Below are 12,532 nucleotides of genomic sequence, written 5' to 3'. Positions count from 1 at the left end.
TGTTCGCCACAGCAGGGATTCCACCCGGGCGACTAAAGTTCTGGAGCAGGAACCAGCCCCTGTGGCGGGCGCGCTCCGGCGGCCCGCGGGAAGGCGCACATGCCCCCACAAGAGCAGCCGCCCGCCGGCGACCCGCTCGACGACGACCACTACCCCGCGTACACCATGGGCCGGGCGGCCGAGCTGATCGGTGCCACGCCCGGTTTCCTGCGGGCACTGGGTGAGGCCGGGCTGATCGCCCCGTCCAGGTCGGACGGCGGTCACCGCCGTTACTCGCGACACCAGCTGCGGCTGGCAGGCAGAGCCCGGGAGCTGGTCGACCAGGGCACGCCCGTCGAGGCCGCCTGCCGCATCATCGGTCTGGAGGACCGGCTGGAGGACGCTCTGCGGGACAACGAGGAGCTGCGCGGCCCGGCGTGGGTCTCCGGAGCAGGGACGCGCGGCGAGTGAAAACCTGACACCGCCGGAGCAGGATTGCGGGCCGCGGTGGAAAAGAATTCCTCGGTGAATCCCGGCAGGCTTTTAGCGCATATAACTCGGACGCATTACTTCGCTCTTGCCTTCCGATTTGTTTCGGGGCCTCCCGTGCTAGGCTCGGCCTCAGTTGCAAGTGTGGTTGCCATTTTGCTGCCGGTTTTTCCGGGCAGGTGATCATCGCAGCGATGAGGAGGCCCGCGCAGTGCGGGTCCCCAAGCACTGCCTTCAGGAGATATGACATGGCCACCGGTACCGTGAAGTGGTTCAACGCGGAAAAGGGCTTCGGCTTCATCGAGCAGGACGGCGGCGGCGCCGACGTTTTCGCTCACTACTCGAACATCGCCACCCAGGGCTTCCGTGAGCTGCAGGAAGGTCAGAAGGTGACGTTCGACGTCACGCAGGGCCAGAAGGGCCCGCAGGCCGAGAACATCGTCCCTGCCTGATTTATCCGCGATCGCTCGCGCGCTTCGGCGAAACGGGGCCCGCACCTTGGGTGCGGGCCCCGTTTGTTTCCCCTTTCGCCGGAAAACCGAGCCGGACCGACCCAGGTCCCCGAATTGGCGCGCCGCCCGCGCCGTGCTGCCGGGCGTGTCCCCCGTGATCGACCCTCGCGAATTCGCGCCCGGGCGTCCTGGACAGCCGTGCTGACCACGGCCCCCGCCGACCTGCCCACCGCGGACCCCAGCCCTCGCTGATTCCGGTCCGCGTACCACAGCCCCGCTGACCATCGTCCGCGGACCACGGTCACGGCCGGGCACCGCTCCGGCCGAACAACTGACCGACACCGGCCCCGAAGGCATCCCCCGCCCTTCCCTCGACCCTTGGTGAGGTACTCATGCGCTGTGTGATCGCCCGTTACCCCTTCGACCTGACCAAGTCCGAGGTGGAGACACAGATGGAGGGCGTCCGACCGGAGGCCGCCACCGGGGCCTGCGTGGCCATCGGGCGAAAGGTGTTCCCGGTCAAGCAGGTGGGCGAGATCATCACCCGCCAGGACCGCCGCGACTTCACCGCCTTCGAGGTCACCAGGGCGCTCACCCGCCTGGGCTTCACCTGCCACACGGCGCCCCTGGAGACCCCCGCGCCGCGCTCGGAGTCCTTCCCGACCCTCGGCTGACCGCCCCCCCCACTCTCCGCGCAGCGTTCCGACGCCGATCCGCCGGCCCTCAGGCTGACGGGTCGGCGTCGTCGCGTCGGCGTCGGGGTACGGGTCCCGGGCCGCGTCGGTGGGCGGCCGGCCAGTGTGATGGTCGCGGTCAGTTCGTGCTGGTGCCGGTGCTGGTCCGGCGGGCGTAGGCGCGGGCGGCGCGGGCGCGGTCACCGCAGCGGGTGGAACACCAGTGGCGGCGGCCGTGCCGAAGCAGGAAGCGGTTGCAGGGGGGTGATCCGCAGGCCGTGAGACGCTCGGCGTCCGGGCCGGTCAGCAGGTCGGCGGCGTCCGCGGCCAGGCTCGCCAGGGCGTGGTCGACGATCTGTGTCGTGGGATGGGAGGGGGCCCGGTACAGACCCCGCTCGGGATCCCAGCGCAGCAGGGAGGCCGCGGGGGCCTTGGTCAGCGCGTCGTTGAGAGCGGCGAGGGCGCCGACGGGAGCGGGCAGGCCGTCGACCCGGGAGGCGAACAGCGCCCGGATCTGCTCCCGCAGAGCCCGGGACCGGGCCGCGCACATCTCCTGGATGCCGGCGTCCACCGGGGCGAGACCGCGGGCCGTCAGCCACTGATTCGTCGCGGCGGGCGTATCGAGAAAGTCCAGAGACTGACCGCCGGGCAGGGCGATCACGCTGTTCGCGAAGTCGAGCGCGGCGTACTGCTCGGCCCCGGGGGCGGGCGGGACAACCGCCTCCGGGGCCGCGGCCGACGATTCGGCCCGCGAGGTCGACGAGTCCTCCGGTGAGGCCGACGAGTCTTCCGGTGAGGCCGATGGTGACGTGGCGGTCGACTTCGGTGCCGCCGCCCGCCCCGACGACCCGGTCACGGTCTCTCTCATAGTTCTCATGGTACGTCTTGCGTTCATCCGTGAGAAACGGCTACCGTCTCTCACGGATAGAACACTTTTCATCCGTGAGGAGTCCTCTCGTGTCCTTACCGACCCCTGCCGCCGCCCGCGCGTCCGCCGAGCAGATCCCCGTCCGTGTCTTCGGCGGGCCGACCGCCCTCATCGAATACGGCGGACTGCGCATACTCACCGACCCCACCTTCGACGACCCGGGCGACTATCCGAAGCCGGGCCGGCCGACCCTGACCAAGACCGCGTCCGCATCCGTCGCCCCCGCCGACCTCGGCCCCGTGGACGCGGTGCTGCTCTCGCACGACGAGCACGCAGACAACCTGGACCACTCCGGCCGGGCCTTCCTCGCCGACGTACCCGTCACCCTCACCACCCCCAGTGGCGCGCCCCGCCTCGGCGGCACCGCGCAAGGGCTCGCGCCCTGGGAGTCGGTGGAACTGCGCCGTCCTGACGGTGGCACCGTGACCGTGACCGGGGCGCCCGCCCTGCACGGACCGGACGGTGTCGAGGGCGTGGAGGAGGTCAGCGGCGAGGTGATCGGTTTCGTGCTGACCTCCGCCGACCTGCCCACGGTCTACGTCAGCGGCGACAACGCCTCGCTCATCCTGGTCGAGCGGATCGCTGAGCGTTTCGGGCCCGTGGACACCGCCGTACTCTTCGCCGGGGCACCCCGCCTCCCGGTTCTCTTCAACGGTGCGCCGGTCGTCCTCGACAGTGCCGGAGCCGCCGAGGCCGCGCGGATCCTGGGCGCCCGCCGGGTCGTCCCCGCGCACATTGACAGCTGGGCCCACTTCACCGAGGGGCGCGACGACCTGGTGGCCGCGTTCACCGCCGCCGGACTGGCCGACCGTCTGCAGCTCGACTGAGCGGCCCCGGCACACCACGGTTCAGGACGAGTTCGCGCTCGACCGGCCGAAGAACTCGATCTCGGCGATGGACACCTGCTTGCTGCCGGAGGTCTTGAAGGCCGAATCGATCGTGAAGCGGACCTTGGTGACCTCACCGACGCGGAACGCGCGGCGCTGCCCGCCCGATGACTGGTCCAGGGTGAGCTTGCGGGTCGTCGTACTGCCGTCCTTCGTGGTGATGGTCGCCGTGAGGCGGTGCGGCAGCGCCGCCTTGGTGCGGTCCTCGGGGCGGGTGGAGACACCCGAGGTGATGATCACGTCCAGCAGCCGGGTCGGCTCGTCGAAGCCGGCCTCGATCCACTCGCCCTCCGCCGACCCCGCTACGCCCGGGCCCCACCAGGTGTTGTTGAGCATGTCGAAGGCCAGTTCGGGCTTGTGCTGCGGGTAGGAACGCGACGCTGCGACCCGGTCCGGGGGGATCGGGGCGCGCTTGGCGAAGTGGTCCCGGGTGCCCTGGACGGCGTCCGGGGTGTAGATCGCGGCGGTGATCAGGAGGGCGAGGACCATCGCGGCCGTGACCCAGGTGACCACGCGGTCGAAGGTCCGCCGCAGCCGGGGGCGGTCTCCGGCCCACGGGATCTCGCCGTTGCCGAAGCCGAACAGGCGGCGCCACCACGGGCGGTGGCGTTCCGGTGCGCGGTCGTCCCCGGTCATCGGCATCGCACAGCGGGCACAGTAGTGCCGGCCGGGCCGGTTGGGGGTCGCGCACCACGGGCAGGGCGGCCCGTTCTCGGCTCCTTGCTCGGGCCCGGGAGCCCGCACCTGCGGCCGGTCCGCCACCGGACGGCCCGGCAGCACCGGCGCGACGGGCCGCGGCGCCGGATGCTGGGCTTCCGGATCGGCCACGGGGACGAGCAGGGAACGTGCGCGGGCGGCCATGGTGTCCCCGAGCGCGGGGGAGGCCGGGGGCGCGGGCGTGGGGACGGGTTCGGTGGGTGCCGTGTCGTCGGCTGCGGGGTGGGGGGAGTACGGGGTGGGGGGCGCGGGCTGCCGGGTGGGGGCGGGGGCGAAGTCTGGGTCCGAGTGCGGGGTGCTTGATGGGTGGGTGTGTCCCGCGCTCAGGGGGTCGTCGCTCGTACGGTCCGTGTCCGTGCGGTCCGGGGCCGTGCGTCCCGTGTCCCTGGCGTCCTGCGACGCGCCGTGGGCGGACCAGGCGTCCGTCGTTCCGGCGGGGTCGGGGACGTCGGCCGGAGCCGGGCGGTCGTCGCGCGACGGGCGGTCACCGGACGTGGTGGGGCCCCCGCTCACCGTGGCCGTGCCGACCGCCCCGGCGCCGGCGCCCGCACCGTCGTTCGTACCGGCTCCCGCAGCGACCCCTCCGGCCCGCTCGCCGGACCGTTCCGCCGTACGGGTCCGTCCCCGGTCCGTCCAGCTCAGTACGGCGCCGCACGCGTCGCAGAACGACTGGCCCGGTTCTGCTCTGGTGCCGCACTCGGCGCAGTTCTGGGTGGTCATCTCTCCGGAATCCTTTCGGCGGCGGTCACCTTGACCGTGTACGGCATATGAGCGGGGCGGGCGGCCGCCACGAGGGCGTCCAGGCGGTGTTCGTCGGCCGGGCCCGGGTCGGGCAGCCGGACGGTGACGTGCAGGTGGGGGCGGGGCGCGCCGGGGACCGGGCCGAGCGGGCGGGCGCTCCAGGCGGCACCGCCGCTCTCGGAGATCTCCGGTTCCACGCCGAACGCGAGCCGTACCGCCTCCGCGAGGCCCCGCCGGGTGCCCCGGACCCGGTGCAGGTACGCGGCGGCGGCGACGGCGGCCCGCAGCCTCGGCTCCGGTTCGGTGCCGTCGGTCTCGGCGCCGACCCAGCCGGACAGCCAGCGGGTGAAGTCGACCGGCGCCAGGGCCGGGTCGAAGTAGGCGGGCAGACAGTCGAGGACGTTCAGGATCGGCGCGATCACCTCGTCCAGCCCGGCGACGAAACGCTGCGCGAGGTCGTCGTCGGCGAACACCGCGGGCAGCATCATCCCGATCGGCGCGGACGAGCCGAGCCCGTCGACGGACCCCCTCATCGGCCGGCCCCCTCGGACCCGTCCCCGATCACCCGGACGCGGTGGTCGTAGGAGAACACCAGCGCCGGCGCGTCCAGGTCGATACGGTCGGTCGCGTCGCCGCGTTTGCCGGTGAGGGGGTCCGCGGGGTGCAGGGTGACCTGGTCGACCAGCTCCACTCCCGGCACCCGTTGCAGTACCGCGAAGACCTCACCGGACTGCACCGGCCGGCCGAACGGCCAGCCCCGCCCGTCCGCGCCGCCGGTCAGCGGGTCGAGGTGGCGGTAGAGGGCGTCGTGGGCCTGGCGGCGCACCCGGTCGGTGTCGACGCCGCGGAACGCGTGCACGGTGGCGACGACGGTGACCCCCTGGTAGTAGGGCGGTCCGACCGCCAACCTCGTTCCGATCAGGCGGCGTTCGTCCAGGTGCCGGGTGATGCGCTCCAACAGGGCGTCACCGGGCACGAGTTGCTCGAAACGCAGTCGGCCGCCCGGGTCGGGAACGGCCTGCGGCACCACCAACACCCGTACCGCGTACGCCCCGTGCTCGCCCTCCTGGCCCTCCAGGCAGGTGATCCGCGCGGTCTCCGGTGCGGCACGGCGGGCCAGCTCCTCGTAGTCGCGCAGGGTCACCGCCCGCTCCTGGGCGCGCAGCGTGATGGGCGCGCGGACCTTCGCCTCGTCCACGGTCTCGCCGTCGACCCCGCCCCGCGCGGCCTCCCGGTTGACGACCTCCGAGACGTACGGCACGGAGGTGCGCAGCACCTGCACGGCGCCCCGGGCCACGTTGCCCGCGCGGCCGCCGCCGGTGCGGTAGCGGCGGGCGCGGATCACCGCGCCCTTGGGGGCGACGGCGCCGTACTGGCGCAGGGTGCCGTCGGGTTCGCGTACGGACGGGCCGAACGCGATCTCGCCGGTGGCGGCGTCGAGGGTGAGGTGACGGTCGTGCGGGCCGGAGGCGGCGAAGTGCGGGACGACCTGCCAGTCCGTCCAGCCGTCGTGTTCGGCTGTCTGCAGGAGCAGCGGCGGGTCGTCCCCCACGACCGGCGCGTGAGCCAGCCGCAGCCGCTGTCCTGGCAGTCCCGTCGACTCGCCGAGGGCCTCGTCGTACACCGTCTCGGCGTGCACGGCGGGCGCGGTGCCGCCGATGGTGAAGGCCTCCGCCGAGCGGACCGTCGGGGAGGTGGTGTAGAAGGGCTGGGCCGGCAGCGGTTCGGTGACGCGGCAGCGCAGCCAGCCCGCCTCCTGGCCGCCGGAGCGGGACAGGACGTGGCCGCCGGGGATGTGCAGGACCACCTCGCCGGGCCGGTTGAGGCCGCCGGTGCCGTCGCGGTCCACCTCGCAGGCCTGCCAGCCGTCCTCCGTCCACGCCTCCCACACCAGCGGCGGCTGTCGCGGGTCGACGCCGACGCCGTCCACCCTGCTGTCCAGCTCCAGGGCGAGGGCGCAGTGCGGGACGGCGGAGCTCAGTCCGAGCAGCATGCAGTCACCGACCCGGGGTGACTCGGCGAAGCACAGCAGGTCCTTGCCCTCGACGAGGTCCGTGGTGCGGTCGACCACCGCCTCACCCTTGAGCTGGACCACCAGATACGTCAACGAGCACGGCACGACGGCCAGTTCGCGTTCGGTGGCGAAGACGACCGCCTCCTCGCTCTCCGTGCGGACCGTCGCCACCTCCGTCCCCACCGGCAGCAGTACCGGCTCCTCCTGCGGGGCCGACAGCCAGAACGTGACGTCCGTACGGGCCGCCGAGGGCGGGAAGAGACGGATGCCGACCAGGTCCAGGAACGCGAGATGGTTCTTGTCCGGGACGCGGTTGAGCCGGTAGACGATCTGGTCTGCCATGTGGGCCACCGTCTCGACCAGGGTCACGCCCGGGTCGGAGACGTTGTGGTCGGTCCACTCCGGGGCGCGCTGCTGGATGTAGCGCTTGGCGTCGTCGACGAACTGCTGGAAACGACGGTCGTCGAGGTTGGGGGAGGGCAGGGCCATCAGCGGTCGCTTTCAGGGGAGTTGCCGGGGCCGTCGGACGAGCCCGGCTCCTCGTGGGAGGGGATGACATAGAAGGGGAAGACGAGACTGCGCGGGTTGTTCGTGCCGCGGATCGAGTAGCGGACGTCGATGAACAGCACGCCCTGCTCGGCGCCGGCGCTGACCTCGACGTCATTGACCTCGATCCGCGGCTCCCAGCGGTCGAGACTGGCGTACACCTCGTGCTGGATGCGGCCCGCGGTGGCCTCGTTGACCGGCGCGAACACCAGGTCGTGGATGGCGCAGCCGAACTCCGGGCGCATCGGCCGCTCGCCCGGCGCGGTCGCCAGCACCAGCCGGATCGCCTCCTCGATCTCCCGCTCCCCGCTGACCAGGGCGATGCCCCCGGTGGGCCCGATGCGCAACGGGAACGCCCATCCGGATCCGACGAACTGCTCGGCCATCAGAGGGCCACCCGCCTTTCTCTCTCACGACGTCTGTCGACCGCCCGCTTCGCCGTCACGGCAGCGGATACGGCTTGTTGTTGACCAGCACCACGCCCTGCAGCAGCAGCGTGGCGGCGCGAATGCCGACGTTCGCGATGGAGTTGACCTGGAGGGTGCCACCGGAAGTGATCATCGTGGCGCCCACCGCCTTGAGGTTGAGGGCGCCCATCGCGTCCACCGTCACCGCGCCGCCCAGCGACTTGAGGTTGACGATGCCGCGGCCCTGCATGGTGAGCATCCCGCCGCTCTTGATGGTCAGGTTCCGCCGTGCGCTCAGCGAGAGGTCCGTGCCGGCCTCGATGGACACCGAACGGCTGCCCTTGATGCTGACCGAGCCCTTGCTGTCGACGGTGATCTCGGTCTGCGCCCGGTCCAGGTTGATGACGAGTTTGTCGTCGCCGCTGGTCAGCCGTACGCCCTGCTTGCCGCCGGTGCGCTGGCTGAGCAGGTCCAGGCGGTTGCCGTCGCGGTCGGACAGGGTGTGCCGGGAGGCGCGCTGCCGGGCGCCGTCGTGCAGGGGCACGTCCTTGACGGGGGTCGGCTTGTCCTTGCCGTTGTAGAGGCCGCCGATGACGTACGGGTGGTCCAGGGCGCCCCGGTCGAAGCCGACCAGCACCTCGTCGCCGACGTCGAGGGGGAAGATCGAGCCGCCGCGCTTGCCGCCCCACTGCACGACCCGCGTCCAGTCGCTGACGTAGGCGTCGTCGAGCCAGGGGAACTGGAGCTTCACGCGCCCCTGCTTGAGGGGGTCCCGGACGTCGGTGACCAGGGCGTTGGCGGTGCCGGGCAGCCGCAGGCCGTTTCCGGTGCCGCCGCCACCGGAGGACAGCCCGTACAGCGAACGCCACTGCCGTCCGCTGACGGTGACCCAGGCCTCGTAGTGCTTGCCGTCGCCGAAGACGTGCCGTACGGAGGTCGCCGTGTACTTGCCCTCGAAGGGCGGGCCGACGTCGGCGAGGGTGACCGGCAGGCCGGGCCGCAGCTTGGGTGTGCCGCGCGCGATGACCTCCAGCTCGGCGAACGAGCCGGTGACGTCGTCGGCGAGCGCCTCGGCGGCGAACTTCACCTCCGACTGCCGGTCGTACGGCGTCTGCGGGTCGACGAGCTTGGCCGGTTTGAACTTCGCCGCCGCCTCGCCGGGCGTGGTGCCGATGCTGATGCCGGGGTTGGATGTGGCGGGCGCGGTCGCGGTGAGCTTCTTCTTCGTCGTCACGTCCCAGCCGCGGGTCTCGACGGTGTTGACCTGCTCGGCGGCGGTCACCGAGGCCCGCAGTCGCAGGATGTCGGTGCCGGCCTCCAGGACGAACGGGCTTTTGTCGCCGGGCGTGCTGACCGCCGGGGCGCCGGACGCCGGGTCCGGCTTCACGAACTGGAACTTCCCCTTCGCGTCGATCGACATGACCATCTCGTTCTCGTCGGCGAGGCGGGCCAGGAAGTCCCAGTCGGTCACGTTGGCCTGGCTGATGAACTCGTACACCGTCTTCGTCGACTGGATCCGCCCGATCGGGACGCCGTCCTGGGCGGCCAGCTTCCGGGCGATGTCGGAGGCGCTCTGGTTGCGGTAGGCGGCCACCCGGCGCTGCCGCATCAGCCGGTGCCCGTGGTCGTAGCCGCGGATGACGGTGAAGGAGCCGGTGCCGTCGTAGTCGGCCTCCAGGCCGCTCACCTCGCCCGTCAGCAGCGGGTCGGATCCGCCCTTGCCGTCGGCGATGGGGGTGATCACCACCGGCGTGCCGAACGTCACGTCGAGTTTGCCGAGGACCAGCCGGTAGGGGTCGCGGAAGGTGAGCCGGAACGCGGCCGGGACTCCGAGCCCCTGGTCGACCCAGCCGTCCACCAGCAGCGGGGCGAAGTCCGGGGGCAGTGGACGGCCGCCGAGGGTGACCTGGATGACGCTGGAGTAGGCGGACTGCACCATCAGAACCGCACCTCCTCGGCGGCGGGCAGGACGAGTTCGATGCCGGTGGGCAGCCTGCTCGGGTCGTCGATGCCGTTGGCCTCGGCGATCGACCGCCAGGCGGACGCCTCGCCGTACTCGCGCCACGCGAGGGACTGCAGGGAGTCGCCGGCCACCACCCGGTGCACCCGCTGGGCGGTCAGCGCGCCGGAGGTCGGGTTCTGTCCCTTGGTCTTGCTGGGGATCTCGTGCAGGTTCACCTGACAGGTGGCGCGGATCGGCACCCCGGTCGTCCCGAACAGGGAGTACGTGGCCTCGACGCTGCTGACGTAGGCGGTGAACCGGGCCGTGGAGAAGGAGCCCCACTGGAAGACCACCCAGGGCGGGGAGGGCTGCTTGGCCGCGATGCTCTTGGTGGTCACCTCGCAGCACTCCAGCAGCGACTCCACCTTCTTGAGCACGCTGTTGCTGCTCGGCTCGTCGGAGGAGTCCAGGAAGATCTCGACGGTCATCTCGCGCGGCTCGGGCCCCATGAACTCCGGTGTGGCGCCGTCCCGTACGGCCGGTGTCGGCGTCGCCTTCCACTGGGAGCGGCGTGACAGCGACAGCTGCGACGGGTTGAAGTCGAGCGCGAACGACTTGATCAGTCCGCCCGGCTTGGTGCTCGTCCCCACCGGCGGTTCGTGGATCGCGAGGGTGGCGCGGACCAGGCTCTTGCCCGCACCGCCCTTGTTTCCCTTGGCCATGGTCGTTGCTCCCGTCAGTCCGTGAACCCGTGGTGGGCGATCTCCAGGACCTCGGTCGCGACCCCCGGACTGGCGGGATCCAGAGACGGTCCCTTCCAGCTGACCGGCAGCACGTCGATCAGGCCCCACCGGGCCACCTCCGAACCGTCCGCGCGCAGCGCGGCGATCTGGGCGGTGGGGCGGGTGACGCCGGTGGTGACCGAGGAGATCCACTTGGCGACCTTGGTGGTGTCCGGGGTGAGCGGACGGGTCAGCCGGATGGTGGAGAAGGTGACACGGGAGGGGAGTTGCCAGACGAAGCCGTTGTTGCCGCCCTCCTGCCGGTGCTCGACCTCCACCTGGGAGGCCAGCCCCTCACACCCGTTGAAGTAACCGAGGCTCTCGCCGTCGATGGTCAGGGTGAAGAAGATGGTGGAGCCCGGGTCGAGATCGCGGGACATCGCGGGGGCCTTTCTGGGGGCGGGCGGGTTTTACGGGGTGGTGCGCTGCGCTGCGGTGAGGGTTGCCGGTGGTGGGTGGTGTGGTGCGGGTCAGCTGCGGGGGTCGCGGAGTCTGCCGATGCGTTCCCGGTCGAGGCGTAGTTCGGTGCGCAGGAGCCGGGTGATGCGGCCGGTCAGACGGTGCGTGAGCTCGTCGAGCTGGAAGTCGGTCAGGGCACGGGGGTCGAAGGCGTCCTTGGGGACCGCCGAGTACGAGGGCGGCGGCGTCGGGCCCGGGCTGTAGGCCGGCGGAGGCGCGCCCTCGGAGTAGGGGGGCGGGCTGCCGGAAGGTGAGTACGGGGGCGGAGGGGTGGCGGGCGGGGGTGCCGTGAGGGCGGGGCTCGGGGTGGCGGGGGGCCTCTGGGGGGTGCGCTGGATGGCTGGGGCCGCCTGCGTTGTGGGGGCGGTGGGCTGGGGGCTCGCCGAGGGGGTGGTGCTCTGCGCCGACGCGTGCTGGGGGCGGACGACGGGCCGGGGTTCGGCGCCGGGTGCGGTACGACGCAGCGGTACGGGGGTTGGGGTCGGGCGGCGCTGGATGGTGGGGGCGGTGAGGGCTGTTGGTGGGTGGGGCGGGGTCTGCGGGGTGGGCTTCATGGGGGTCGGGGTGGTGCTGGTAGCGGCGGAGGGGACGGTGGGGGCGGTGAGGGCCGCCGGGGTGGTGAAGGGGAAGGGCGTGGGCACGGGGTGGCCTTCGGGTGCGGACGGTGACTGGGCGCGCGGCGGGAGCGGGGCGGCGGCGCGAGGGGGCGTGAGCGCGGTGGGGAGAGACGGGGTCGCGGGTCCCGAACTCCGCGCGCCTGCCGGGCGGGTGGCGGCGGTGCGCTGCACGGCGGGCACCGTTCCCGTCCTGCCGAGCGGCGTCGCGTCGACGGGGCGGGAGGAGAGAGGGGCGCCGAGCGGGGGACGAGCGGCTGACGCGGGGGCGTGGCGGACGGCCGGTGCGGTACGGGTTCGCGGCGGGGCGGGGGTGGTGTGCGGAAGGGGGGCGCCCAGGGCGGAGGTGCGCTGTACCGGGGGGAGTGGCCGTGCGTCCCGTGGATCTCGTGGGATCCGTGGGCTCTGTGTCGTGGCGCCGGGTCCGGTGGGCGGGGGCCCGGACGCCGGGGGCGATGCCTCAACGGACGGCGGGGCTTGAACGGGCGTGCCTGGCGTCGCGCCTGCGTGTGCGGACGATGTCCGTTGCGGCGTGGGTGCGGTGGCCTGCTCGGTGGATGGCGTGGGTCGCGGGGGTGATGAGGTGGCTCGTTGTACGTGCGATGTGGTCGGCGGTGTGGTTCGCGGAGTGGATGAAGTCCCGTGCGGGGCGGGCGAGATGGTCTGTCGGGTGAGCGGTGCCTCGTGCGGGACGGATCCGGTGGCCTGCCCGGCGGGCGGCGTCGGCTGCGGGATGGACGGCGTGGCCGGGTGTACGGCTGACGTGGCTCGGGGGGTGTGGGGCGCGGGGGGTGGGCCCGGAGGCGTGCGGTGCATGCCGGGCGACGTTCTTTGCAGTGTGGGCGCGTCGGACGGCTCGGTGGCGGGGGCGGGGGTGGACTGGGGGACCGGCCAACTTCCC

The 12,532-nt window shown here is 72.5% G+C and carries 13 protein-coding genes; 4 read left to right on the top strand and 9 right to left on the bottom strand.

What is annotated here, in order from left to right:
- The first annotated feature begins 99 nt into the window (after positions 1-99).
- From ABZ027_RS30700 to ABZ027_RS30690, 3 genes are all read left to right on the top strand, one after another.
- Positions 100-450 (top strand): MerR family transcriptional regulator, encoded by a 351-nt coding sequence (locus tag ABZ027_RS30700; RefSeq protein ID WP_356773917.1) that lies wholly within the window; start codon positions 100-102, stop codon positions 448-450.
- A gap of 266 nt (positions 451-716) precedes the next feature.
- Positions 717-920: a cold-shock protein gene (locus ABZ027_RS30695; RefSeq protein ID WP_010986199.1), complete on the top strand. Its 204-nt coding sequence runs from the start codon at positions 717-719 to the stop codon at positions 918-920.
- Between the two features lie 392 nt (positions 921-1,312).
- Positions 1,313-1,594: an SCO5918 family protein gene (locus ABZ027_RS30690; protein ID WP_356773915.1), complete on the top strand. Its 282-nt coding sequence runs from the start codon at positions 1,313-1,315 to the stop codon at positions 1,592-1,594.
- 139 nt (positions 1,595-1,733) lie between these two features.
- On the opposite strand, the gene ABZ027_RS30685 is transcribed toward ABZ027_RS30690, so the two are convergent.
- Complete coding sequence (locus tag ABZ027_RS30685; protein WP_356773913.1) at positions 1,734-2,462, bottom strand: CGNR zinc finger domain-containing protein; 729 nt, start codon at positions 2,460-2,462, stop codon at positions 1,734-1,736.
- A gap of 89 nt (positions 2,463-2,551) precedes the next feature.
- Between ABZ027_RS30685 and ABZ027_RS30680 the strand changes: the two genes are divergently transcribed.
- A complete protein-coding gene (locus ABZ027_RS30680; RefSeq protein ID WP_356773911.1) occupies positions 2,552-3,349 on the top strand; it encodes an MBL fold metallo-hydrolase in 798 nt (265 codons plus the stop codon).
- A 21-nt stretch (positions 3,350-3,370) separates the two neighbouring features.
- Here the strand turns inward: ABZ027_RS30680 and ABZ027_RS30675 are convergent, their stop codons facing one another.
- The 8 genes from ABZ027_RS30675 to ABZ027_RS30640 form a co-directional block, all read right to left on the bottom strand.
- Positions 3,371-4,846: a zinc ribbon domain-containing protein gene (locus ABZ027_RS30675; RefSeq protein ID WP_356773909.1), complete on the bottom strand. Its 1,476-nt coding sequence runs from the start codon at positions 4,844-4,846 to the stop codon at positions 3,371-3,373.
- A complete protein-coding gene (locus ABZ027_RS30670; RefSeq protein WP_356773907.1) occupies positions 4,843-5,400 on the bottom strand; it encodes a phage tail protein in 558 nt (185 codons plus the stop codon). The genes ABZ027_RS30675 and ABZ027_RS30670 overlap by 4 nt, the downstream gene beginning before the upstream one ends.
- Positions 5,397-7,370, bottom strand: a complete 1,974-nt coding sequence (locus ABZ027_RS30665) for a putative baseplate assembly protein (protein WP_356773905.1) — start codon at positions 7,368-7,370, stop codon at positions 5,397-5,399. The genes ABZ027_RS30670 and ABZ027_RS30665 overlap by 4 nt, the downstream gene beginning before the upstream one ends.
- The gene (locus ABZ027_RS30660; RefSeq protein WP_356773903.1) at positions 7,370-7,813 is read right to left on the bottom strand and encodes a GPW/gp25 family protein; all 444 of its coding nucleotides are present in this window, start codon (positions 7,811-7,813) and stop codon (positions 7,370-7,372) included. The genes ABZ027_RS30665 and ABZ027_RS30660 overlap by 1 nt, the downstream gene beginning before the upstream one ends.
- 55 nt (positions 7,814-7,868) lie before the next feature.
- The gene (locus ABZ027_RS30655; RefSeq protein WP_356773901.1) at positions 7,869-9,773 is read right to left on the bottom strand and encodes a VgrG-related protein; all 1,905 of its coding nucleotides are present in this window, start codon (positions 9,771-9,773) and stop codon (positions 7,869-7,871) included.
- Complete coding sequence (locus tag ABZ027_RS30650; protein ID WP_356773899.1) at positions 9,773-10,498, bottom strand: peptidase M23; 726 nt, start codon at positions 10,496-10,498, stop codon at positions 9,773-9,775. Before ABZ027_RS30650 ends, ABZ027_RS30655 begins: the two co-directional genes overlap by 1 nt.
- A gap of 14 nt (positions 10,499-10,512) precedes the next feature.
- Positions 10,513-10,938, bottom strand: coding sequence for a phage tail protein (locus ABZ027_RS30645; RefSeq protein ID WP_356773897.1), 426 nt, complete (start codon positions 10,936-10,938; stop codon positions 10,513-10,515).
- A gap of 90 nt (positions 10,939-11,028) precedes the next feature.
- Positions 11,029-11,805 (bottom strand): extensin, encoded by a 777-nt coding sequence (locus ABZ027_RS30640; protein ID WP_356773895.1) that lies wholly within the window; start codon positions 11,803-11,805, stop codon positions 11,029-11,031.
- Between the last annotated feature and the right edge of the window lie 727 nt (positions 11,806-12,532).

Origin of the sequence: Streptomyces sp. NPDC006332 (genome assembly GCF_040612855.1) — a bacterium.
Classification (GTDB): domain Bacteria; phylum Actinomycetota; class Actinomycetes; order Streptomycetales; family Streptomycetaceae; genus Streptomyces.
The sequence above is the reverse complement of the archived record's forward strand: the minus strand, read 5'-3'. Positions and strand labels throughout refer to the sequence as shown.